Annotated in this window: 21 protein-coding genes, 1 pseudogene and 1 riboswitch; of the genes and pseudogenes, 14 read left to right on the top strand and 8 right to left on the bottom strand. The window is 71.5% G+C overall.

What is annotated here, in order from left to right; all coding sequences use genetic code 11:
- The first annotated feature begins 127 nt into the window (after positions 1–127).
- Positions 128–1,561 carry a xylulokinase gene (xylB, locus tag P3G67_RS00400; RefSeq protein WP_276091617.1) on the top strand — a complete coding sequence of 478 codons (1,434 nt, stop codon included), beginning with the start codon at positions 128–130 and terminating at the stop codon, positions 1,559–1,561.
- Positions 1,558–2,757 carry an ROK family transcriptional regulator gene (locus tag P3G67_RS00395; protein WP_269859207.1) on the top strand — a complete coding sequence of 400 codons (1,200 nt, stop codon included), beginning with the start codon at positions 1,558–1,560 and terminating at the stop codon, positions 2,755–2,757. The genes xylB and P3G67_RS00395 overlap by 4 nt, the downstream gene beginning before the upstream one ends.
- A gap of 2 nt (positions 2,758–2,759) precedes the next feature.
- Here P3G67_RS00395 and P3G67_RS00390 read toward each other — a convergent pair whose 3' ends face one another.
- The 4 genes from P3G67_RS00390 to P3G67_RS00375 form a co-directional block, all read right to left on the bottom strand.
- Complete coding sequence (locus tag P3G67_RS00390; RefSeq protein ID WP_269859206.1) at positions 2,760–3,095, bottom strand: peptidase inhibitor family I36 protein; 336 nt, start codon at positions 3,093–3,095, stop codon at positions 2,760–2,762.
- A 162-nt stretch (positions 3,096–3,257) separates the two neighbouring features.
- A complete protein-coding gene (locus P3G67_RS00385) occupies positions 3,258–4,091 on the bottom strand; it encodes an ABC transporter ATP-binding protein (RefSeq protein WP_276092038.1) in 834 nt (277 codons plus the stop codon).
- Between the two features lie 38 nt (positions 4,092–4,129).
- Entirely contained in the window at positions 4,130–5,161 is a 1,032-nt protein-coding gene (locus P3G67_RS00380; protein WP_276091616.1) for a FecCD family ABC transporter permease, read from the bottom strand.
- Positions 5,158–6,213, bottom strand: coding sequence for a FecCD family ABC transporter permease (locus P3G67_RS00375; RefSeq protein ID WP_391858151.1), 1,056 nt, complete (start codon positions 6,211–6,213; stop codon positions 5,158–5,160). Before P3G67_RS00375 ends, P3G67_RS00380 begins: the two co-directional genes overlap by 4 nt.
- Positions 6,214–6,357: 144 nt before the next feature.
- Between P3G67_RS00375 and P3G67_RS00370 the strand changes: the two genes are divergently transcribed.
- From P3G67_RS00370 to P3G67_RS00330, 9 genes and pseudogenes are all read left to right on the top strand, one after another.
- Complete coding sequence (locus P3G67_RS00370; protein WP_276091615.1) at positions 6,358–7,374, top strand: ABC transporter substrate-binding protein; 1,017 nt, start codon at positions 6,358–6,360, stop codon at positions 7,372–7,374.
- 41 nt (positions 7,375–7,415) lie between these two features.
- Positions 7,416–8,273 carry a siderophore-interacting protein gene (locus P3G67_RS00365; RefSeq protein ID WP_276091614.1) on the top strand — a complete coding sequence of 286 codons (858 nt, stop codon included), beginning with the start codon at positions 7,416–7,418 and terminating at the stop codon, positions 8,271–8,273.
- 77 nt (positions 8,274–8,350) lie between these two features.
- Complete coding sequence (locus P3G67_RS00360) at positions 8,351–9,856, top strand: pyridoxal phosphate-dependent decarboxylase family protein (RefSeq protein ID WP_276091613.1); 1,506 nt, start codon at positions 8,351–8,353, stop codon at positions 9,854–9,856.
- A 32-nt stretch (positions 9,857–9,888) separates the two neighbouring features.
- Positions 9,889–11,226, top strand: a complete 1,338-nt coding sequence (locus tag P3G67_RS00355; protein ID WP_276091612.1) for a lysine N(6)-hydroxylase/L-ornithine N(5)-oxygenase family protein — start codon at positions 9,889–9,891, stop codon at positions 11,224–11,226.
- Position 11,227: 1 nt separating this feature from the next.
- Positions 11,228–11,821: a GNAT family N-acetyltransferase gene (locus P3G67_RS00350; protein ID WP_276091611.1), complete on the top strand. Its 594-nt coding sequence runs from the start codon at positions 11,228–11,230 to the stop codon at positions 11,819–11,821.
- Between the two features lie 11 nt (positions 11,822–11,832).
- Complete coding sequence (locus tag P3G67_RS00345) at positions 11,833–13,623, top strand: IucA/IucC family protein (RefSeq protein WP_276091610.1); 1,791 nt, start codon at positions 11,833–11,835, stop codon at positions 13,621–13,623.
- Between the two features lie 95 nt (positions 13,624–13,718).
- Entirely contained in the window at positions 13,719–15,224 is a 1,506-nt protein-coding gene (locus P3G67_RS00340) for an MFS transporter (protein ID WP_276091609.1), read from the top strand.
- Positions 15,225–15,408: 184 nt separating this feature from the next.
- Positions 15,409–16,299 carry an MBL fold metallo-hydrolase gene (locus P3G67_RS00335; protein ID WP_276091608.1) on the top strand — a complete coding sequence of 297 codons (891 nt, stop codon included), beginning with the start codon at positions 15,409–15,411 and terminating at the stop codon, positions 16,297–16,299.
- A 284-nt stretch (positions 16,300–16,583) separates the two neighbouring features.
- A riboswitch (cyclic di-AMP (ydaO/yuaA leader) is annotated at positions 16,584–16,755 on the top strand.
- Between the two features lie 3 nt (positions 16,756–16,758).
- Positions 16,759–17,112 (top strand): annotated as a pseudogene (locus P3G67_RS00330) (transglycosylase family protein); the annotation flags it as partial.
- Between the two features lie 81 nt (positions 17,113–17,193).
- Here P3G67_RS00330 and P3G67_RS00325 read toward each other — a convergent pair.
- Both P3G67_RS00325 and P3G67_RS00320 read right to left on the bottom strand, forming a co-directional pair.
- Positions 17,194–18,177 (bottom strand): quinone oxidoreductase family protein, encoded by a 984-nt coding sequence (locus P3G67_RS00325; protein WP_276091607.1) that lies wholly within the window; start codon positions 18,175–18,177, stop codon positions 17,194–17,196.
- 111 nt (positions 18,178–18,288) lie between these two features.
- Positions 18,289–20,247, bottom strand: a complete 1,959-nt coding sequence (locus P3G67_RS00320; RefSeq protein WP_276091606.1) for a heavy metal translocating P-type ATPase — start codon at positions 20,245–20,247, stop codon at positions 18,289–18,291.
- A 130-nt stretch (positions 20,248–20,377) separates the two neighbouring features.
- On the opposite strand from P3G67_RS00320, the gene P3G67_RS00315 reads away from it, so the two are divergent.
- Positions 20,378–20,776 (top strand): ArsR/SmtB family transcription factor, encoded by a 399-nt coding sequence (locus P3G67_RS00315; protein ID WP_276091605.1) that lies wholly within the window; start codon positions 20,378–20,380, stop codon positions 20,774–20,776.
- Positions 20,777–20,791: 15 nt separating this feature from the next.
- Here P3G67_RS00315 and P3G67_RS00310 read toward each other — a convergent pair whose 3' ends face one another.
- A complete protein-coding gene (locus tag P3G67_RS00310) occupies positions 20,792–21,340 on the bottom strand; it encodes a GNAT family N-acetyltransferase (protein ID WP_276091604.1) in 549 nt (182 codons plus the stop codon).
- Positions 21,341–21,445: 105 nt separating this feature from the next.
- Between P3G67_RS00310 and P3G67_RS00305 the strand changes: the two genes are divergently transcribed.
- Entirely contained in the window at positions 21,446–22,297 is an 852-nt protein-coding gene (locus P3G67_RS00305; protein WP_276091603.1) for a patatin-like phospholipase family protein, read from the top strand.
- Positions 22,298–22,332: 35 nt separating this feature from the next.
- Here P3G67_RS00305 and P3G67_RS00300 read toward each other — a convergent pair whose 3' ends face one another.
- On the bottom strand, positions 22,333–22,569 hold the full coding sequence (locus P3G67_RS00300; RefSeq protein ID WP_276091602.1) for a hypothetical protein: 237 nt from the start codon (positions 22,567–22,569) through the stop codon (positions 22,333–22,335).
- A gap of 168 nt (positions 22,570–22,737) precedes the next feature.
- Here P3G67_RS00300 and P3G67_RS00295 point away from each other — a divergent pair, with 168 nt between their 5' ends.
- A complete protein-coding gene (locus tag P3G67_RS00295; protein WP_269858525.1) occupies positions 22,738–23,115 on the top strand; it encodes a hypothetical protein in 378 nt (125 codons plus the stop codon).
- Positions 23,116–23,141: the final 26 nt, after the last annotated feature.

Raw genomic sequence — 23,141 nt, 5'->3', positions numbered from 1 at the left:
CGGTTGCCGGAGGTGATGGAACGGCCTCGCCCCTGTTCGTAAGGGCGGAAAACAAATTAGTATGCGCGGGCGCCGTGGCGAAACCCCGCCGCAGCGGGTGACGGCAGGGATGCGCGAGGAGGCAGCGATGGCCGTACAGCGCGTGGTCATCGGCGTGGACAGCTCCACGCAGGCGACCAAGGCGGTCGCCGTGGCGGTGGACACCGGTGCCGTGCTGGGTGAGGGCCGCGCCCCGCACACGGTGAGCACCGCGGCGGCCCGGGAGAGCGACCCGGAGCAGTGGTGGCGCGCGTTCAACGAGGCGGTAAGGCGAACCGGCCACGCGGATCGCGCGGCGGCCGTATCGATCGGCGCCCAGCAGCACGGCCTGGTGACCCTGGACGCGCACGGCGGGCCGGTGCGGCCCGCGCTGCTGTGGAACGACGTGCGCTCCGCGCCCCAGGCCGCCTCGCTGGTCGAGGAGTTGACGCCCCAGTGGTGGGCGCGGCGCACCGGAAGTGTCCCCACCGCCGCCTTCACCGTGGCCAAGTGGGCCTGGCTGTGCGCCAACGAGCCGCAGGCCGCCGCCCGGGTGGCCGCGGTGCGGTTGCCGCACGACTACCTCACTGAGCGGCTCACCGGTACCGCCGCCACCGACCGCGGTGACGCGTCGGGTACCGGCTGGTGGACCCCGGACGGATACGACGAGGACGTCCTGCGCCGGGTCGGGCTGGACCGGGCGCTGCTCCCCGAGGTGCTGGCACCGGGCGTGGCGGCCGGGGTGGTCAGGGCGGGCACACCGTTGCAGGAGGGCGCGCTGGTCGCGGCAGGTACCGGTGACAACATGGCCGCGGCGCTCGGGCTGGGCCTGGAACCGGGGGTGCCGGTGGTCAGCCTGGGAACCTCGGGCACGGTGTACGCGGTCACCCGGGGCAGGCCGCAGGACCCCTCCGGTACCGTCGCCGGGTTCGCCGACGCTCGCGGCGACTGGCTTCCGCTGGCCTGCACCCTCAACTGCACACTGGCCGTCGACCGGATCGCCGCGCTGCTGGGCCGGGACCGGGAGGACGTCGCGCCCGGCGGCTCCGCCGTGCTGCTGCCGTACCTGGACGGCGAGCGCACCCCCAATCTCCCTTATGCGTCAGGGCTGTTGCAGGGGTTGCGCCATGACACCAGTCCCGGGCAGGTGTTGCAGGCCGGCTATGACGGCGCCGCCTACTCGCTGTTGACGGCGGTGGACGACGTGCTGCGCGCCGGTGGCGAGCCGGTGGACCCGTCGGTTCCGCTGCTGCTGGTCGGTGGCGGTGCCAGGGGCGCGGCATGGCGGGAGACGGTGCGCAGGCTGTCGGGTCGGCCGGTACGGGTGCCCGCGGCCCAGGAGTTGGTGGCGTTGGGCGCCGCGGCGCAGGCCGCCGGGCTGCTCACCGGTGAGGCGCCGGACGAGGTGGCCCGGCGCTGGGGCACCGCGGCCGGAGTGCTGCTGGAGCCGGTGGAGCGGGACACCGAGGCGCTGGAGCGGATCCGAGAGACGCTGCGCGCCGCCGTGCCGCTGCTCAATCCGGCCTCCGGATCCGCCCGATGAAGCACGGCTGGGCGGCTGCGGCGCAGTCCGGGCGGGCCGCCTCCCAGCAGGGCATGCGGCGGCAGAACCTGGCGCTGGTGATGACCACCGTGGCCGCGCACGGCCCGATGTCCCGGGCGGCGGTGGCCGAGCGCACCGGGCTGACCAGGGCGGCGGTGTCCAGTCTGGTGGACGAGTTGCACTCGGCCGGTCTGCTGACCGAGTCGGGGTCGGTACCCAGCGGCCGGGCCGGTCGTCCCGGCCGTGCGCTGGCGCTGAGTGAGCGCGGTCCGGCCGGCCTTGGGCTTGAGGTAGGGGTCGGCCATCTGGGTGCCTGTGTGGTCGATCTGCGCGGCGAGGTCAGGGTGTGGCTGCGGGTCGCGGCGGCCAACCGGAACCGGCGGGCGGAGGAGGTACTGGCCGAGCTGACCGCGGTGTCCGAGCGGGCGGTGGGTGAGGCGCGGGCGTCGGGGCTGCGTCCGGTCGCCGCGGTGCTGGCGGTGCCCGGACTGGTCGGCGACGCGCCGGGGACGGTGGAGCGGGCCCCCAACCTGGGCTGGCGGGATGTGGCCGCGTCCGAACTGTGCGCCCACGGGCTGCCGTTGGAGGTGGACAACGAGGCGAACCTCGGCGCGCTGGCCGAGTTGTGGCAGGGCGCTGGGGCATGCGACTTCATCCATGTCTCCGCCGCGGAGGGCATCGGTGCCGCCCTGGTGGTGGGCGGCCGGGTGTTCCGTGGGGCGCGCGGTTTCGCGGGCGAGTTGGGCCATGTGCCGGTGCGTCCGGACGGTCCCGTGTGCGCGTGCGGTGCGCGCGGGTGCCTGGAGCAGTACGCGGGCGAGGAGGCGGTGCTGCGGCAGGCGGGGCTGGGCAGGGGCGAGGACGCGGTGCGGCGGCTGGCCTCCCGTGCGCGGGACGGTGACCGACGCGCGCTGGGGGCGCTGGAGCGGGCGGGTGAGGCGCTGGGCACCACACTCGCCGGCGCGGTCAATCTGGTCGACCCCGCGGCGGTGGTACTGGGCGGCGCGTACGCCGAGTTGGGCGACTGGCTGCTCCCGGGCATGCGCAGGGAGCTGGCGACCCGCACGCTGCGCCGCTGGCCGCCGGAGGCGCTGCTGGTCTCCGCGCTGGGACGGCGCGGCCCGCTGACCGGCGCCGGAATGGCCGCCATACGGCGGATCATCGAGGACCCCGCCGTCTGGCGGCCGACGGACTGAGGTCAGCCGCAGTCGACGGTGATGGCGGCCACCGGCGCGCCGGACAACTCCGCGTCGCCGCCGCCGATCTCCTGTTCCTCACCGGCGAAGTGTGCCCTGTCGTTGAGGCGCACTATGCAACCGAAGCTGTCCGGTATCGGGTTGTGCGCCGAGCGCGGGTTGCCGGACAGCGCGAGGGCGTCGACATCGGGGAAGGTGAATGTCGTCCTGCGCACCTTCGCGTCGAGCTTGTACAGCACGTCGCCCGACTGGTGCGGGCCGCTGAACAGGCAGAAGTCGCCCTTCCCGCACCGCTCGGGAGCGGCGGCGTGGCCGGCGGGGGCCAACGCCGCCGACACGCCGAGAACCGTAAGGGCAGTGACTCCTAAGCGAATTGCGCGCTGGCGCATGAATGCTCCTCTTGGTGTTTCCAGGGGTTTCCCGGCGCGGCTCCGCCACGCCTTGGTTTGTTTACCAAGGGTTTGCGCTACGCACATCTGCTACCGATGGTCACAGGAGTGTTATCGGCCAGCGGCCGCGGGCTCCGCCCGTGCGCCCGAGCGCCGTGGTGCCGAGGGAACGACCAGCGGCGTGCCCGTTTCCGGGTCGTCGATGACGCGGCAGGGGACGCCGAAGACCTCCTCGACCAGTTCGGCGGTCACGATGTCGCCGGGCGCACCGGCGGCGATCACCTGTCCGGCGCGCATGGCGATCAGATGAGTGGCGTAGCGGGCCGCCTGGTTGAGGTCGTGCAGTACCGCGACGAGTGTGCGGCCCTGCTCCGCGTGGAGTTCGGCGCACAGGTCGAGCACATCGATCTGGTGGGCGATGTCGAGATACGTGGTCGGCTCGTCCAACAGCAGCAGCGGCGTCTGCTGGGCGAGCGCCATGGCGATCCACACCCGCTGCCGCTGGCCGCCGGAGAGTTCGTCGACGTACCGGTCGGCCAGTTCGCCGATGCCGGTGGCGGCCATGGACTCGGTGACGGTCCTCTCGTCCTCCTTCGACCACTGGCGCAGCAGGCCCTGGTGCGGGTACCGGCCGCGGGCCACCAGGTCGGAGACGGTGATGCCGTCCGGCGCGACGGACGACTGCGGCAGCAGCCCCAGGGTCCTGGCCACCTTCCTGGCGGGCACGGTGTGGATGTCCTGCCCATCCAGCAGCACGGTACCGGCCGACGGCTTCAGGGTCCTGGACAGCGCCCGCAACAAGGTGGACTTTCCACAGGCGTTGGGGCCGACGATGACCGTGAAGGAACGGTCGGGCACGGTCACGTCGAGGTGTTCGGCGATCGTGCGCCGCTCATAGGCCAGGGTCAGTCCGCTGCTGTTCAGCCGTGTCGCGGTCTGGGCCATCTTCCGTACCTCGCCTTGTCGGTCGTTCACGTTGCCGCTCAAATCCGCCCCCGCTTGCGTTCGGTGGCCAGCAGCCACACCAGGTAGCCGCCGCCCAGCACTCCGGTCACCACGCCCACCGGCAACTGGTGCCCGGTGAAAAGCCGTTGGGCGATCCAGTCGGCGCTGACCATCAGCGCGGCGCCCATGCACAGCGACGGCACCAGGTTCGGTCCCGGTGCCCCGGTCAGCCGCCGGGCCAGCCGCGGCGCGGTGAGCGCGACGAACGCCACCGGGCCGGCCGCCGCCGCGGCGAACGCGGCCAGCAGCACCGCGCAGGCCAGCAGCGTCACCCTGGTGCGCCGGACCGGCACGCCCAGTCCGTGCGCGGCGTCGTCGCCCATCTCCAGTACCCGTAGCGCGCGGGCGCAGCCCAGCAGCACCACCGGCACGAGCACCGCCAGGGCCAGCGCGAGGGGCACCACGTCGCTCCACTCGCGCCCGTCCAGCGAGCCGGTGAGCCACAGCACCGCGCGGGCCGCGTCCGGGATCTGGGCCCGTGTCAGCAGATAGCCGTTGACGCCGGTGAGGATCGCCGCCACCCCGATGCCGACCAGGATCAGCGGATAGCCGTGTGCGCCCTGCCGTGCGGCGAGCGCGTAGATCAGCGCGCCGGTGAGCACACCGCCCAGCACCGCGCCGCCCGCGAGCGCCGCTCCGCCGCCGCCGATCAGCACGATGACGGTGAGCGCGCCGGTGGCCGCGCCCTGGGTGAAGCCCAGTACGTCGGGGCTGCCCAGCGGGTTGCGCACCAGGGACTGGAAGATCGCACCGGCCAGGGCGAGCGCCGCGCCGACCAGGAGCGCGGTGACGACGCGGGGCAGGCGCAGTTGCTCCACGATGAAGGTGTCGGCCGCCGCGCCCTGCCCAACGAGGGCGCGCACCACGGCGGTTGGGCTCATAGGGTACTCGCCGCTGCCGATCGACAGCACGCCGACGGCCAGTGCGAGCAGTGCGCAACCGGTCCCGACCAGCAGCGCCCTCGGCCGGTACGCGACGGACAGTCCGCCGGAAGTACGGATCACGCTCATGCCCGCACCGCCCGGTTCCGTCGCACGAAGTAGAGGAAGAACGGTCCGCCGACCACCGCGGTGACGATGCCGACCTGAAGTTCGGAGGGGCGGGCGAGGATGCGGCCCAGCACGTCGGAGCCGAGCAGCAGCGCCGGCGCGAGCAGTGCGCAGTACGGCAGTTGCCAGCGCAGGTCGGGTCCGGTGAGCGAGCGCACCAGGTGCGGGACCATCAGCCCGACGAACACGATCGGGCCGCAGGCCGCGGTGGCCGCGCCGCACAGCAGGGTGACGGCCACGATGGCGGCGGCGCGGACGCGGGCCGGGCGGGCGCCCAGCGCCCGCGCGGCGTCGTCACCGAGGGCCAGGGCGTTGAGCGGCCGGGCCAGGGCGAGGGCGAGCAGCGCGCCGACGACCACGAAGGGGGCCAGCCGCTGCGCGGTGCCGGGCTGGGCGGCGGCCAGTGAACCCACCGTCCAGAAACGCATCTTGTCCAGCGACGCGGTGTCCAGCAGTTCCACGGCGCTCACGTACGAGTAGAGCATCGCGTTCACCGCCGCACCGGCCAGTGCGAGCCGCGCCGGGGTCGCCCCGCGGCCACCGCCGACGGCGTAGATGAGCACCGACACCACGGCGGCACCAAGAAAGGCGAACCAGACATAGCCTACGAAACTGGATAGCCCCAGAAAGGAGATCGCGGAGACCACGGCGGCCGACGCCCCCGCGTTGATCCCCAACAACCCGGGATCGGCCAGCGGATTGCGGGTCAGCGCCTGCATCACGCCACCCGCGAGCCCGAGCGCGGCACCCACCACCAGCCCCAGGGCGGTGCGCGGCAAGCGCATCCGGTGCACCACCACGTCCCCGGAGTCGAACAGCCCGTGCCACACCTGGCCGAGTGAGAGGGGCCTGGCACCCAGCGCGAGGCTCAGCGCCAGCACGACCACCAGGAGCAGCAGTGCCCCGAGCAGTCCCGCGGCGCGCAGTGCGGCACGTCTGCCGGGTGGTCGTATACCGAGCGACGGCGGCGCCGTCGAACCCCCTGCGGTTTGCGGTGACTTGGTGACCGACACGTAGGTGCTCCGGTGCGACCGGGGAGCGGTGGCCGCCCCCCATTGGACAGTGACTTAGGTTAGGTTAACCTAACATCGATCTCGATCACCGGCGTCATCCAGCACGCCTCACGCGATGACGCCACCGATGAAGGAAGTCCCGTCATGCCTTTCTCCCGATCCGCAAACCTCTCCCGCCGCGGCCTGCTCGCCGCGGGAGGCGCCCTCGGCCTGGGTGCCCTGGTGACCGCCTGCGGGGGCAAGGGCGGTTCGGCGTCCGGCAAGGACGACGGCTGGTCCTTCACCGACGACCGCAGGCAGAAGGTGACGGCCGCCTCCCGTCCCAAGCGCATCGTCGCCTACACCGGGACCGCCGCGGCCCTGCACGACATCGGCCTCGGTGACCAGATCGTCGGTGTCTTCGGACCGACCAAGCTCAAGGACGGCAAGCCCGACCCGATGGCGGGCGACCTGGACATCGGCAAGCTGACCATCATCGGCAACGCCTACGGCGAGTTCGACATCGAGAAGTACGCGGCGCTCAAGCCGGACCTGCTGGTGACCAACATGTTCCAGCCGGGCGCGCTGTGGTTCGTTCCGGACGACAGCAAGAACACCATCCTCAAGCTGGCGCCCAGCGTCGGCATCTCGGTCAGCGGGGTGCCGCTCCCCCAACCCCTCCAGCGCTACGTCGACTTGGCCGAATCGCTCGGCGCCGACACCAGGGCAAGGAAGGTCACCGACGCCAGGGCCCGCTTCGAGGTCGCGGCGGAGAAGCTGCGCGGCGCGGCCAAGGCCAACGGACGGATCAAGGTCATGGCCGCCTCCGCCAGCGCCGACCTGCTCTACGTCTGCGACCCGAAGGTCTACACCGACCTGTCCTACTTCCGCTCCCTCGGCGTTGACTTCGTGATGCCCGACAAGGTGCAGGGCGGCTTCTTCGAGAACCTCAGCTGGGAGAACGCCAACAAGTACCCGGCCGACCTGATCCTGCTGGACAGCCGCACCGCCGCCGTCCAGTCCGACTTCCTCGCCAGCAAGGCCGCCTGGACCAACCTGCCCGCCGTCAAGGCTCACCAGGTGCTGCCCTGGCAGAGCGAGCCGCGCATGTCGTACGCGGGATGCGCGCCCATGGTCGAGGCGCTGGCGACGGCCGTGCAGAAGACCAAGAAGGTCAGCTGAACCCAGGCAACCCACCAGGACCCCCCCCCGGGAGACACCCCATGACCACCGCAGCCCCCGCCCCCGCCGTTCCGTTCCGCTTCTTCGACCTGCGAGTGGCCCGCACCGAACGCCTGGGCCCCGGCATGGTCCGGGTCACCTTCGGCGGCGAGCAGTTGGCGGGCTTCGCCTCCGGCGGCCGGGACCAGCGGTTCAAGCTGTTCCTGCCCCATCCCGGCCAGGACGCCCCCGTCGTCCCCACCCATGAGGACTGGTTCGCCCAGTGGCGGACTATGGACCCGGCGGTGCGCGGGGTGATGCGCTCGTACACGGTGCGCGAACAGCGCCGCGAGCGACAGGAGTTGGACGTGGACTTCGCGGTGCACGGCGACACCGGCCCGGCGTCCCGCTGGGCCCAGCGGGCCCGGCCCGGTGACCGGGTGACGGTGCTCGGTCCGGTGGTCGAGGACAACGGCGGAGTGGACTTCCGGCCGCCGCCGGGTACCGACTGGGTGCTGATCACCGGCGACGAGACAGCGCTGCCCGCGGTCGCCGGGATCCTGGACTGGCTGCCGCCCGGCACCCGGGCCAAGGTCTGGATCGAGGTCAGCCACCCGGCGGACCTGCAGGAACTGCCCACCGCGGCCAATGCCGACATCGTCTGGCTGGTCCGCGACCCCGCCCGGCCCGACGACGACCCGCTGCTGTCGGCGGTACGCACCGCCGCGCTGCCCGACGGCACTCCGTACGCGTGGATCGCCGGTGAGGCGGGCTCGGTGCGGGCGCTGCGCCGTCATCTGGTCGGCGAGCGCGGATTCGACCGCAGGGCCGTGAAGTTCACCGGTTACTGGCGCCGCGGCGCGACCGAGGAGGACCTGCTCGCGGAAGTCGTCTCCGGCACGGCTGCGGCCGAGGACTGACGGCTCTCCTCTCTCTGGGACCAGGCTCCCCTGGGGGCCGCGCCCCCACCCCCCGATACCTGACTCTAGGACGCAACATGAGTTCCACCTCACACCTGCTCAACGACCAGACGGCCGAGGACTACCGGCGCTGGGTGACCGAGGGCGTGGAGCGGGTGGCGGACAAACTCGCCCGTACCGAAACGCCGTTGAGCGGGATCACCCCGGCCGAGCTGGCCCCGGTGGTCGACGCGATCGACCTGGACCAGCCGCTGGGCGACCCGTCGGCCGCGCTGGACGAGCTGGAGCGGGTGTACCTGCGGGACGCGGTGTACTTCCACCACCCCCGCTACCTCGGGCACCTCAACTGCCCGGTGGTGATACCGGCGGTGCTCGCTGAGGCGGTGCTCTCCTCGGTCAACTCCTCGCTGGACACCTGGGACCAGAGCTACGGCGGCACGCTCATCGAGCGGCGGCTGATCGACTGGACCGCGGCCCGGATCGGCCTGGGCGACACCGCGGACGGCGTGTTCACCAGCGGCGGCACCCAGTCCAACCTGCACGCGATGCTGCTGGCCCGCGACGAGGCGTGCCGTGCCGTGCGGGAGGCCTCACCGGCCCCGTTGCGCAAGGCGGACATCCTGCCTCGGCTGCGCGTCCTCGCCTCCGAGTGCGGCCACTTCAGCATCGCCAAGTCGGCCGCCCTGCTGGGCCTCGGCTACGAGGCCGTGATCCCCGTACCGTGCGACGAGAACCGGCGGATGCGCACCGACGCGCTCGCCGCCGAGCTGGACCGCTGCCGGGACGAGGGCCTGGTGGTGATGGCGGTCTCCGCCACCGCGGGCACCACCGACTTCGGCAGCATCGACCCGCTGCCGAGGATCGCCGAGCTGTGCGAGCGGGCCGGGACCTGGCTGCACGTGGACGCCGCCTACGGCTGCGGGCTGCTGGTCTCCAACCGCCGCCGCCATCTGCTCGACGGCATCGAGCGGGCCGACTCGGTCACGGTGGACTACCACAAGTCCTTCTACCAGCCGGTCAGTTCGAGCGCGGTGCTGGTGCGCGACCGCTCGACGCTGCGGCACGCCACGTACCACGCCGACTACCTCAACCCGGTCCGGGCCGCCGAGAACCTGATACCCAATCAGGTGGACAAGAGCATCCAGACCACCCGGCGGTTCGACGCGCTCAAGCTCTGGCTCACGCTGCGTGTCATGGGCGCCGACGGCGTGGGGGAGCTGTTCGACGACGTGGTGGACCTCGCCGCCGACGCCTGGAAGCTGCTGAACGACGACCCGCGCTTCGAGGTCGTCACCGAACCCCAGTTGAGCACCCTCGTCTTCCGCTACGCCCCGGCGGGGGACGTCTCCCCCGCGCTGTGCGACCGGGCCAACCTCCGCGCCCGGGAGGCACTGGCCGCCTCCGGTGAGGCGGTGGTCGCCGGGACGGTGGTGGACGGGCGGCACCACCTGAAGTTCACCCTGCTCAATCCGCGCACCACGCTGGACGACATCGCGCACGTCCTCGATCTGCTCGCCGACCACGCCCAGCGCTACCTGTCCGAGCAGGCGGGCCCGGAACGCGGCCACGCCCGAGCCAGCTGACCGAACCCGACCCCACCGGACCGGAGAAACCTTTGTCCACGCCACACACTCCGCACGAGCCCAGCACTCCGTACGACTTCATCGGCATCGGCGTCGGCCCCTTCAACCTCGGCCTCGCCTGTCTGACCGAGCCGATCGAGGAGCTGACCGGACTGTTCCTGGAGAGCAAGCCGGGCTTCAACTGGCACACCGGAATGCTGCTGGAGAGCAGCACCCTGCAAACGCCGTTCATGTCGGACCTGGTCACGCTCGCCGATCCCACCTCGCCCTTCTCGTTCCTCAACTACCTCAAGGAATCGGGCCGCCTGTACTCGTTCTACATACGGGAGAACTTCTATCCGCTGCGCGGCGAGTACAACGACTACTGCCGCTGGGCGGCGGGAAAGCTGGACAGCCTGCGCTTCGGCCACCAGGTCACCAGCGTCGAGTACGACGAGGCCGACGAGCTGTACGCGGTGCACAGCATCGTGCTGTCCACCGGCGAGCGCACCGTGTACCGCGCCCGGCGCCTGGTGCTCGGCACCGGAACGCCCCCGCACATTCCCGAGGCGTGCCGCGGTCTGGAAGGCGACCTGATCCACAACTCCCGTTATCTGGAAAGCAAGGCGTCGCTACAGGAGAAGCGGAGCATCACCATCGTCGGCAGCGGGCAGAGCGCCGCCGAGATCTACTACGACCTGCTCCAGGACATCGACTCCCGCGGCTACGAACTCACCTGGGTCACCCGCTCGCCGCGGTTCTTCCCGCTGGAGTACACCAAGCTCACCCTGGAGCTGACCTCCCCGGAGTACACCGACTACTTCCACGCGCTGCCGCAGGCCACCCGCGACCGGCTGACCGTGGAGCAGAAGCCGCTGTACAAGGGCATCAACTCCGACCTGATCAACGACATCTTCGACCTGCTGTACCAGAAGAACCTCAAGGGTCCCTGCCCGACACGGCTGATGACCAACACCGCCCTCACCGGCGCCGGTTACCACGCACCGAGCGCCACGTACACCCTGGACCTGCGCCAGGAGGAGCAGGAGCGGGACTTCTCGCTCGCCACCGAGGGCCTGGTGCTGGCCACCGGCTACCGCTACCAGGTGCCGGACTTCCTGGCACCGGTGCGCGACCGTATCCTGTGGGACGACCAGGGCCGGTTCGCGGTGCGCCGCAACTACAGCGTGGACACCACCGGGAACGGCGTCTTCGTGCAGAACGCCGCCGTGCACACGCACAGCATCACCGCCCCCGACCTGGGCATGGGCGCCTACCGCAACTCATGGATCATCCGCGAACTGCTGGGCCGCGAGCACTATCCGGTGGAGAAGTCCATCGCCTTCCAGGACTTCGGCGCCCCCGTCGGCGCCCAGGGAGGCGTGGCCTGAGATGACCGACGCAGTCTTCAGCCGTACCGACGAGCGGCTCGGGCGGTTCGCCGTCCGCCCCGTCGAGCCGGTCGCCGACACCGAGCTGCTGCACGGTTGGGTCACCCATCCCAAGTCCGTCTTCTGGATGATGCAGGACGCCGAACCGGGCGATGTCCAGCGCGAGTTCGCGGCCATCGACGCCAATCCGCACCATGACGCTCTGCTCGGCCTGTACGAGGGCCGCCCGGCGTTCCTGGTCGAGCGCTACGACCCCGCGCACAGCGAGCTGGCCGGGCGGTACGCCGCGCGGCCCGGCGACGTCGGCATGCACTTCCTGGTGGCGCCCACCGAGACGCCGATCCACGGCTTCACCCGGGCCGTACTCACCACCGTGATGGAGCTGCTGTTCAGCGAACCGGCCAACCAGCGCGTCGTGGTGGAGCCGGACGTACGCAACCAGGCGGTCCACACGCTCAACGCGTCCGTCGGCTTCCGCGTCGTGGACACCGTCGCGCTGCCCGACAAGCACGCCTACCTCAGCACCTGTACCCGAGAGCAGTACCTGGCCGCCCGCGAGGGCGTGTTCACCGCGGCTGCCGAAGCCAAGGAGTGAACCGGAGCACCATGCACACCCACGCACCCCGTGACGTCGTCGCGCACCTGACACCCGAACTGTGGGACCGCGCCAACCGGCTGCTGGTCCGCAAGGCCCTCGCCGAGTTCTCCCACGAGCGGCTGCTCACCCCGCGGCGCCAGGAGTCCGGCGAGTACACCGTCATCAGTGACGACGGCACTGTGGAGTACCGTTTCTCCGCCCAGTTGCTCACCCTGGACCACTGGAACATCGACCCGGACTCCATCACCCGGCACCGGGACGGCACCAGGCTCCCGCTGGACGCACTCGACCTGTTCATCGAACTGCGCACCGCCCTGGGCCTGGACGAGGAGATCCTTCCGGTCTACCTGGAGGAGATCAGCAGCACGCTGGCCAGCAGCGCCTTCAAACTCTCGGTTGCGCCGGTGAGTTCGGCCGAACTGGCCAACGCCCCCTTCCAGCGGATCGAGACCGGGATGACCGAGGGCCATCCCTGCTTCGTCGCCAACAACGGCCGGCTGGGCTTCGGCGCGCCCGAGTACCTGTCGTACGCACCGGAGGCCGCGAACGAGGTACGGCTGATCTGGCTGGCCGCCCGGCGCGACCGGTCGACGTTCTCGGTCTGCGCCGACCTGGACTACGAGGGGCTGATCCGCTCCGAGCTGGGCGAGGCCACCCTGGAGCGGTTCGCCGGGACCATGGCCGAACTCGGCCTGGACCTCGATGACTTCCATCTGATGCCGGTGCATCCCTGGCAGTGGTGGAACAAGCTGTCGGTGACCTTCGCGGCGGAGGTCGCCCAGCGCAACATCGTCTGCCTGGGCCACGGAGACGACACCTATCTGGCACAGCAGTCGATCCGCACGTTCTTCAACACCTCGGACCCGTCCAAGCACTATGTGAAGACCGCGCTGTCAGTGCTGAACATGGGCTTCGTACGGGGACTTTCCGCCGAGTACATGGAGGCCACCCCGGCCATCAACGACTGGCTGGCCGGCCTGGTCGCCGAGGACGCGGTGCTCAGGCGTACCGGCCTGGACGTGATCCGGGAGCTGGCCGCGGTCGGCTACCACCACAGGCAGTACGCCGCCGCGTCGGCCAAGGGCTCGCCGTACCTGAAGATGCTGGCCGCACTGTGGCGGGAGAGCCCGGTGCCGAAGCTGGCGCCCGGCGAGCGGCTTGCCACCATGGCATCGCTGCTGCACGTCGACCGGGACGGCGGCTCGTTCGCCGCGGCGCTGATCGCGCAGTCCGGCCTGGACGCGAGGACCTGGCTGCGCCGCTATCTGGACGCCTACCTCACCCCGCTGCTGCACTGCTTCTACGCGTACGGCCTGGTCTTCATGCCGCACGGCGAGAACGTCATCCTGGTGCTGGAGGACGGGGTCGTACAGCGGGTGGTCTTCAAGGACATCGCCGAGGAGATCGCCGTGATGGACGCCGACACCCCGCTGCCGCCCGAGGTGGAGCGGATCCGGGCGCGGGTGCCGGAGGAACTGTGGACGCTGTCGATCTTCACTGATGTCTTCGACTGCTTCCTGCGCTTCCTCAACGGGATCCTCAGCGCCAACGGCACCCTGGAGGAGGACGCGTTCTGGTCGGCCGTCGCCGACTGCGTGTCCGAGTACCAGGACGCCAACCCCGAGTTGGCCGAACGGTTCAAGCGGTACGACCTGTTCTGCGAGGAGTTCGCACTGTCCTGCCTCAACCGGCTGCAGCTGCGCGACAACCGCCAGATGGTCGACATCCAGGACCCGGCCGGAGCGCTCCAGCTCATCGGCACCCTGAAGAACCCGATCGCCCGCTTCGCCCGACCCTGACGACCCCGAACCCCGTCCCCGTTCCGGCCGGTCGGCGCCCGCTTCGGCCGCCGGCCGGCCGGTCGCGTCACCGTGGACGGCCCACCAGGAGCCCCATGTCAACCGTGGCCACCGACGCCACCCCGCCCCGGCACGCCTCCCGACCGCCGACCCGCTGGCTGATCCTCGGGGTGATCTGCCTCGCCCAGCTCACCGTGCTGCTGGACAACACCATCTTGAGCGTGGCGATTCCGTCGCTCACCGAGGAGTTGGGTGCCAGCACCGCCGATGTCCAGTGGATGATCAACGCCTATTCGCTGGTCCAGTCGGGCTTGCTGCTCACCGCGGGCAACGCCGCCGACCGCTACGGCCGCAAGCGGATGCTCGTCGCCGGCCTCGCCCTGTTCGGCGTCGGATCGGTGGCCGCCTCCTTCTCCCAGGGGCCGGGCCAGCTCATCGCCGCCCGCGCCGGGATGGGAGTGGGCGGCGCCCTGCTGATGACCACCACGCTCGCCGTGGTGGTCCAGGTCTTCGACGACGCCGAGCGGCCCAGGGCCATCGGCATCTGGAGTACCGCCAACTCCCTTGGCTTCGCCGCCGGGCCGGTGATCGGCGGCACGCTGCTCAACCACTTCTGGTGGGGTTCGATCTTCCTGATCAACGTTCCGGTGGTACTGGTCGGCCTGGCGGCGGCCGTCAAACTGGTGCCGGAGTCCAGGGAACCGGCCGGTGAGCGGCCCGATCCGCTGGGCACGCTGCTGTCCGTCGTCGGCATGGCGGGCGTCGTGTACTCCATCATCGCCGGTCCGGTACACGGCTGGTGGTCCACGCCGGTGCTGGGCACCGCCGGGCTCGGGCTGGCGGGGCTCGCGGTCTTCGCCTGGTGGGAGCGCCGGGTCCAACACCCGATGCTGGACATGGGGTTCTTCCGCAACCGCCGCTTCATCGGCGCCCTGGCCGGTGGCATCCTCGTCGCCTTCGGCATGGGCGGCTCGCTGTTCCTGCTCACCCAGCAGCTCCAGTTCGTCCTCGGTTACGGGCCGTTGGACGCCGGACTGCGCACCGCGCCACTGGCGCTGACCGTCGTCGTCCTCAACTTCACCGGGCTGCACGCCCGGGTACTGCCCAGGCTCGGCACTCCGCTGACCATCGCCCTCGGCATGACCACCCTGGCCGCGGGCCTTGCGACGGCGGCGGTCTTCGGCTCCGGCGGTTACGGCGGGATGCTCAGCGGTCTGGTGCTGATGGGGATCGGCGTCGCCTTCGCCGCGCCCACCATGGCCAACGCGGTGATGTCGGCGATCCCACCCCGGCAGGCGGGCGTGGGCGCCGGGCTGAACGGCACCCTCGCCGAGTTCGGCAACGGCCTGGGGGTCGCCGTCCTGGGCGCGGTGCTCGGCGCCCGGTTCACCGCGCTGCTTCCCGCCACGATCACCGGCGCCGCCTCACTGCCCGCGGCCCTGGCCGCCGCCCACACCAGCGCCGACCAGTCCGCCGTACGGCACGCCTTCGCCTCCGGCCTGCGCACCGGCCAACTCGTCGGCTCCGTCGCCGTGTTGCTCGGCGGCCTCACCGCGGCACTGCTGCTGCACCGGGCCGCCCGGGTGCCGGCGAGAAGGTAGTGCAACGCAGACCTGCGCACCCGGTTGGAGCCACCGCGCGCCCGCCGGGCCGCCCGCGCAGAGACGGTCCCGCGCCGAAGCACAAGAACCGCACCCCCTTCTTTTCTGCGCCGCTCAGGCGATATCCATGGACAGGGCGACCGGTCATCGCCCTTCCCACGGACGTCAGAGTAGGAGTCCCGCCATGCCCAACGCCCCATCCCCCGAACCAGGTGGCTGGTACGTGGACGACCGTTGCACGAACTGCGACGTCGCACGGCAACTCGCCCCCGGGCTGATCGGCGAGGTCGAAGGGATCTCGCGGGTCCTGCGCCAGCCGCGGAACGCCGAGGAGCTGCGGCAGTTACACGCCGCCGCGTACGCCTGCCACACCCGCTCCATCCGCCACCCGTCGCGACGGCTCGACCCCGCGCTCGATCCGTATCCACTGCGGCTGGACGACGGCCTGTACTTCTGCGGTCACAACTCCCGGCAGAACGCGGGCGCCAACGCCTATCTGATGGTTCGCCCTTCGGGGAACCTGATGGTCGACACCCCGCGCTGGAGCACCGAACTCGCCGACAGATACGAGGCGTTGGGGCGGATCACCGACGTACTGCTCACCCACCGGGACCATGTCGCGCACGGCCGCCGGTACGCCGACCGGTTCGACGCCCGGCTGTGGATCCACGAGGGCGACCTGGAGTACGCGCCCGACGCCGACCACGTGCTGCGCGGCACCGAGCCCTTCGAGGTCGCGCCGGGCGTCGTCGCCCATCCGCTGGCCGGGCACACCGAGGGCAGCGTGCTGTACGTCGCGGACGAGCGGTACTGCTTCAGCGGCGACAGCTTCTACTGGTCGCGCGGCAGCCAGGACATCGAGGTGGCGCAGAGCGTCACCTGGTACTCCATCGAGGCACTGGCGGCCTCGCTCGCCCGCGGCGTGGACCGGCTGCGCTTCGAGTGGCTGCTGCCGGGGCATGGCGACCGCCGGCAGCTGCCCGCCGACGAGATGGCGGAGCGAATGAAGGGGCTGGTCGAGCGGGTCCAGGCGCTGCGGCCCGAGCCCATCGACTTCACCGCCGTGCGCTGGTGAGGGCCGGTCCGGCACGGCTGTGCGGTGTGGGCCGGGCCACATTCAGGGGGGCCGGAGGTGTGACTTAGCCCTCACCGACAAAACGGACCAATAGCCCGATTTCCTGATTTCGCAGCCTCTGACCTGCAGTTTCCTGTATTCCGGTATCGCTGAATGCCCGGTTCACCCCATCAGCGGGGGTCTTGCCCCACCCCGGGAGTCCGTGTTTCTGTCTACATCGCTCGCCTTCGCGGGCCCCGCCGGTTGGAACGCCGAGTCCTGCCGCCGACCGACGGGAACAGTCGACGCGAACAGCGCCGTAGGCAGGAGCGGGGGACCCAAGGTTCTCCGCCGGAACCGCCCCTCACCGCAGGGGACGGAACCGGCTTGGGGTGAAGTCGTGCCTTCAAGGCCACGACCGGGCACTCACTGGCCCGAACCCGACAGCTGACCTCGCAGGCGTCGGTGAGGAATCACACCATGCTCAAGCTGCACCGCGCCTCCAAGACCCGTCTCGCCGCTCTCGCCGGTGTCGCCACCGCCGCGATCTCCCTCCCCGTCCTCGCTTCGACCACCGCCTCCGCCGCCTCCGCCGCCACCTGGGACCGCGTGGCCCAGTGCGAGTCCAGCGGCAACTGGTCCAACCACAACACCGGCGGCAACGGCCACTACGGCGGCCTGCAGTTCTCGCCCTCCAGCTGGGCCGCCGCCGGCGGCCTGAAGTTCGCCCCGCGCGCCGACTACGCCACCAAGGACCAGCAGATCACCGTCGCCAACAAGCTGCTGGCCATGCAGGGCCCCAACGCCTGGCAGTGCGCCAAGGCCGGCGGCCTGAAGTAAGACCCATACGGATCGCGGTAGCCATGTGACGGCGGTCATATGGCTACCGCGCTTCGGTATCAACCGCGGGGACGGCTACGCCTCCCCGCTGACCCGCAGCACCAACTTGCCGGTGGTGGCGCGGGTTTCGATCAGTCGGTGCGCCTCCGCGGCCTCGTGCAGCGGCAGTTCATGGCTGATCGGCAGGTCCACGGTGCCGTCGGCGGCCAGCCACAGCGCGCGATCGGCGAGTTGCCGCAGCGCGTCGGGCGCGCTCTTGGCCAGCCCGTAGAGGCTGAAACCGAAAACGCCGTGACCGCCGGGGGAAAGGGAGTCGAGTCCCGCGCTCCACGGCTGCTCGCCACTGGCGTTGCCGTACGAGACCGCCCGGCCGAACGGTGACAGCAGTTCCAGCCCCTGCCGCCATGTGCGGCCGCCCACCGGGTCGAGCAGCAGGTCCACACCGCGTCCCACGGTGGCCTTACGGGCCTGGTCGGCCCAGTCGTCGCCGACGAAGACCTCGTCGTACCCCTGCCTGCGCGCGTAGTCGGCCTTGTCGGGGCGGGAGACCACACCGTGGAGGGTGCCGGCCCCGGCCCGCTTCGCGATCTGCCCGACGACCGTGCCGACGCCGCCCGCCGCGGACTGCACCAGCACGGACTCACCCGCGCGCAGCCGTCCCACCTCGTGCACCAGGGCGTGGGCGGTCGGCAGCACGGTGGGCAGGGTGGCCGCCAGCCGCAGGCCCACGCCATCGGGCACGGGGAAGGTCAGGGCGGCGGACACCACGGCGGTTTCCGCGTAACCGCCGAAGAGGGTCAGTGCCGTCACCCGCTGCCCCACGGACAGCCCGGTGACCCCGGCACCGACCGCCTGAACGGTCCCGGAGACCTCCAGCCCCGGGGTGAACGGCGGCGCGGACGACCGGTACCCGGTGGCCCGGACCTTTATCTCCGCGAAGTTCACCCCGGCCCACGCCACCCGGATGGCCACCTCTCCCGGCCCCGGCTCGGGCGCTGGCACCTCCCGCACCCGCAGCACCTCGGGCCCGCCGAGTTCCTCAACCACGATCGCGCGCATGACGGCACTTCCTCCCCGTGAGTAAAGTTCGATGACCTACGAACTTCAAGCCCGAGTGTACGCATCACGCCGAACGGTCAACAGGGCGGCCCGGCAAGGGCTTTGGCGGGGCTAGCCGCGCCAGGCACGGTCCCGCAGCAGCCGCAGGCCGTTGAGGCCGACGATGACGGTGGACCCCTCGTGTCCGGCGACACCGAGCGGAAGCGGAAGGTGGCCCAGCAGGTCCCAGACGACGAGCCCGGAGATGAACACCGAGGCGATCACCAGGTTCTGCACCACCAGAGCGCGGGCCCGGCGGGAGAGCGCCACCACGGTGGGAATGGTGCGCAGCTCGTCCCGCACCACGACCGCGTCGGCCGTCTCCAGCGCCAGATCGGAGCCCGCTCGCCCCATCGCGATGCCGCTGTGGGCGGCGGCCAGCGCGGGCGCGTCGTTCACCCCGTCGCCGATCACCAGCACCCTGCGTCCGGCCGCCGACATCTCCTGCACGGTGCGCACCTTGTCCTGCGGCAGCAGACCCGCGCGTACGTCGGTGATCCCCACCTCGCCGGCCAGCCGCGCCGCCGCCCGCTCGTTGTCCCCGGTCACCAGCACGGGTGCACCGTCACTCAGCGAGCTGAGGGCCGCCACCGTCTCCGCGGCCTCCTCCCGCAGCCGGTCGGCGATCCCCAGCACGCCCACCGGAGTGCCGTCCAGCTCCACCAGCACCGCCGTGCGGCCGCCCGCTTCCAGGCGGGCGGCGACCTCGCTCGCCGGATGGCCTTCCCGGCAGCCCAGCATGCGGGCGGGGCTGCCCACGGCGACCACGCCGCCGTCCACCGTGGCCCTGACGCCCAGGCCCGGCGCGGAGTCGAAGTCCTCGGCGACCGCGAGCCGCAGACCGCGAGCGCGGGCGGCGTCCACGACGGCGCGGGCCAGCGGATGCTCGCTGGGGTGCTCGGCCGCGGCGGCCAACGCCAGCAGCTCCTCCTCGGTCAGCCCGGACTCGGCGAGCGGGCGGACGTCGGTGACCTGCGGGGTGCCCTCGGTGAGGGTGCCGGTCTTGTCGATGGCGACGGCGTCGACCTGCCCCAGCCGCTCCATGACCACCGCGGACTTGACCAGGACGCCGTGCCGCCCGGCATTGGCGATCGCGGAGAGCAGCGGCGGCATGGTCGCCAGCACCACCGCGCAAGGCGAAGCCACGATCATGAAGGTCATCGCCCGCAGCAGCGCCCCGGTCACGTCCGCGCCGAACAGGAGCGGCGCCCCGAACACCGCGAGGGTCGCGATGATCATGCCGATCGAGTACCGCTGCTCCACCTTCTCGATGAACAACTGCGTCGGCGCCTTGGTCCGCGACGCCTCCTCGACCATGGCCACGATCCGGGCGATCACCGAGTCCGCCGGGTCCCGCTCCACCTTCACCCGCAGCGCGCCGGTGCCGTTCAGGGTGCCCGCGAACACCTCGTCGCCGACCCGCTTGGCGACCGGCAGCGGCTCGCCGGTGATGGTGGCCTGGTCGACCTCGCTGGCGCCGTCGAGCACCCGGCCGTCGGCGCCCACGCGTTCACCGGGACGGACCAGGATCACATCGCCGACGGCGAGCTCCTCGGTGGCGACTGCCCGCTCGGCACCGTCGTCCCCGAGCCGGGTGGCGGTGGCCGGGGCGAGGTCCAGCAGGCCGCGTACGGAGTCGGCGGTACGCGCGGTGGCCAGCGCCTCCAGGGCGCCGGAGGTGGCGAAGATGACGATCAGCAGCGCCCCGTCCATCACCTGCCCGATCGCCGCGGCGCCGAGTGCGGCGGCGATCATCAGCAGGTCGACGTCGAGCGTCCTCTCGCGCAGCGCCCGCAGCCCGGACCAGCCCGGCTCCCAACCGCCCGCCGCATAGGCCAGGGCGTAGATCGGGCCCCAGGCCCAGGCCGGGGCGCCGGTCAGCTGCAGCGGCAGCGCGACCAGGAACAGCACCAGCGCGGCGGCCGCCCAGCGGGCCTCCGGCAGCGCGAACACCCGCGTGCGGCGCCTGGGCGCCGACGCGTCACGGATCCCGGCGGTCGGGGCCGGACGAGTGGTCAGGGTGGACGACATGGGCGGGAGCCTTCGCGTAGGGGAGATTCCGGGCAGCGCGGGACGCGCGGCCGGACCGACTCGCCCACCATACAGGAACGCATGAACAATTCTTCATGCATTCAATCGAACCGGCGGTACGATATCCGCCATGGGTCATGGAGTCTCCACCGCCGCAGAGCACGCCGTTCCGCGACTGCGCCTGGACACGGCAAACGCGGTCAAGGTGGCGAACACCCTCCAGGCCCTTGCCACCCCGTCCCGGCTGCTGATCCTCGCCCGGCTACGCGAGGGGCCGCTGCCCGCGACGGAGTTGGCCGCCGCGGTCGGCATGGAGCAGTCCGCCTGCTCGCACCAGTTGCGCCTGCTGCGGAACCTCGGTCTGGTCACCGGCGAGCGGCGCGGGCGCTCGGTGGTGTACGCGCTGTACGACCACCATGTCGCCGAACTGCTGGACCAGGCGGTCTACCACATCGACCACCTCCAGCAGGGCATGACAGACGCTCCGACGGACCAGAAGCCGACGGTCGACGCGCCAGAGGCGCGGTGAGTCCCCTACCGCCGGTCAACTCCCCAGCGGTCGCTCACCGTTGCCACCGCCGGGGGCCAGCTCGTCCGCCAGCAGGTCCATCAACAGCCCGTCGTGCCACGTACCGTCCTCGCCGCGCTCGTACTGCCGCATGACGCCGACCGGCCGGAAACCGACCTTGCGGTAGCACCGAACGGCGGCGGCGTTGTCCGCCGCCGGATCGATCACCAGCCGATGGTGTCCATGCTCGGCGATCAGATGCCGCGCGAGCGCCCGCACCGCGTCCGTACCCACTCCCCGACCGTGCACGGCCGGATCCACGTAGATGTCGATGTTCGCGTGCCGATAGTCCGGTTCCGTCTCGGCCGCCCACTGGACCATGCCGACCACACGGCCCTCGTACTCGATCGCCAGGTGCTGGGCGCCCGGTTCCGCCAGGTCCTCCTTCACCGCCGCCACCATGTCGTCGCTCCCGCGCCACCACCGGCGCACCTCGGGCGTGGCGCGGATCTCCGCCAGCGCCGGGACGTCGGCGGCCGTCACAGGCCGCAGCGTGACCAGGGCGCCGTACAGCGTCGTCTCCATGCCCGAGGACGCTACCGGCACCCCGCGCCGCCCGCCCGAGGTGCCCTCGCGGGCCGGCGCGCCCCGCACTACTGTGGCACGGACATCGAGGGAGGCCGGGTGGTCATGGGCGAGCGCGCACTGGTGCTGGGGGGCGGCGGAGTCACCGGAGTCGCCTGGGAGTTGGGGTTGCTGGCCGGACTGGCGGATGCCGGACTCGGCCTCGGCGGGGCGGACGTGGTGATCGGCACCTCCGCCGGTTCGGTAGTCGGCGCGCAACTCACCTCGGACACCCCGCTGGAGACGCTGTACCAGCGGCAACTCGCGCCGCCCGACGGGGAGATCGCGACGGTGATCGGCAAGCGGACCGTGCTCACCATGGCCGGCAGCGCACTGGTCTCGCCCGACGTGCGTACGGCACGCCGGCGCATCGGCCGGATGGCGCTCGGCGCGGACACCGGGCCGGAGGCGGAGCGGCGCAAGGTCATCGAGTCCCGGCTGAACTCGCACGAGTGGCCCCGGGAGCGGCGACTGCTGGTCACCGCGGTGGACGCGCACACCGGCGAGTTCACGGCGTTCCACAGCGGCAGCGGAGCACCGCTGGTGGACGCGGTGGCGGCGAGCTGCGCGGTGCCGGGGGTGTGGCCGTGTGTGACGATCGACGGTCGGCGGTGGATGGACGGCGGCGTACGCAGCAGCGCCAACGCCGACCTCGCGCATGGCTTCCGGCGGGTGGTGGTGCTGGCTCCGATGGCCCTGCACAGCCCGCTGATGCCGGGCCCGCGCCAGCAGGCCGACCGGCTGCGTCGCGACGGCGCGCATGTCGCCGTCATCACACCGGACGCCTTCGCCCGCCAGGCGATAGGACGCAACGTGCTGGATCCGGCGAGGCGCGCGGACGCGGCGCGGGCCGGACGCGAACAGGCGCCCTCCGTCGCGCCGTTGGTCAACGACGTCTGGCAGGGCGCCCGTTCCTGAAGGTACCGCTTCGCCGACGGATGATCGGGCGGCTGTTACGCGGCACCTCGTGCCAGCGCGGCGGCCGCCGGCTTATGTCGCAGCGGGATGTCCCGGCCTTCGGCCCGCCACTCCCGAACCAGTGCGTTGAACACCGGAGTCAGCGACCTCGGCTCCTCCTTTTCGGCATCCTGCGGCGCGGTGGCCTGCGCGGACTCCGCCGATGCCGCCTTCTTGGACAGTTGGATCACTTCCGGCATTCCACTCTTCTTTTCGCTCTCGGTTCCGGACATTCGGGCACCATACGTCACCGCCCACCACGCGGTTGTGACTGACCCCTCTGAGGGTGCCAACACCCCGTGATCCGCCGGGCGCCCCGGCCCGTGCGGGCTTACCGTCGGTTATGGGCGGAGCCCCCGCCCCATCGCAGCGCGGAGCGTCTCAGCGAAGGAGCGTCCAAGATGACCACCCAGCAGGATGCGGCGCAGGTGACCGTGGTGCTCAACGACTGTGCGGCCCAGGACGCCGACACGGTGTTCCGCTCGCTCAACACCGCCTTCCCGGCCTCCCCCAGCGGCGCTCCGGGGGGCCCGATCAGCACCCGCCAGGGCAGGCAGACCGCGTGGATCGAGAACTTCGACGTGTCGTCCGAGGGGCCGCACTCGGCCGCCCGGGAACTGGGCGGCCCGGTGACCGCCGATCTCCAGGGCTGTCCGGCCGCGGTCCGCAAGGTGGAGCACGCCCTTGAGGACTCGTTCGCCGTGGCGGAGCACGGCCTGATCCACGGTGACCAGGAGATCGACGTGCAGCTCCTGATCGAGCCGGCCCGTCCCCGTTGACGGCCCAACGCACCATGGCGCGCCGG

The organism is Streptomyces silvisoli, from assembly GCF_029269905.1.
GTDB lineage: Bacteria > Actinomycetota > Actinomycetes > Streptomycetales > Streptomycetaceae > Streptantibioticus_A > Streptantibioticus_A silvisoli_A.
This window is presented reverse-complemented; position numbering and strand designations above follow the sequence as displayed.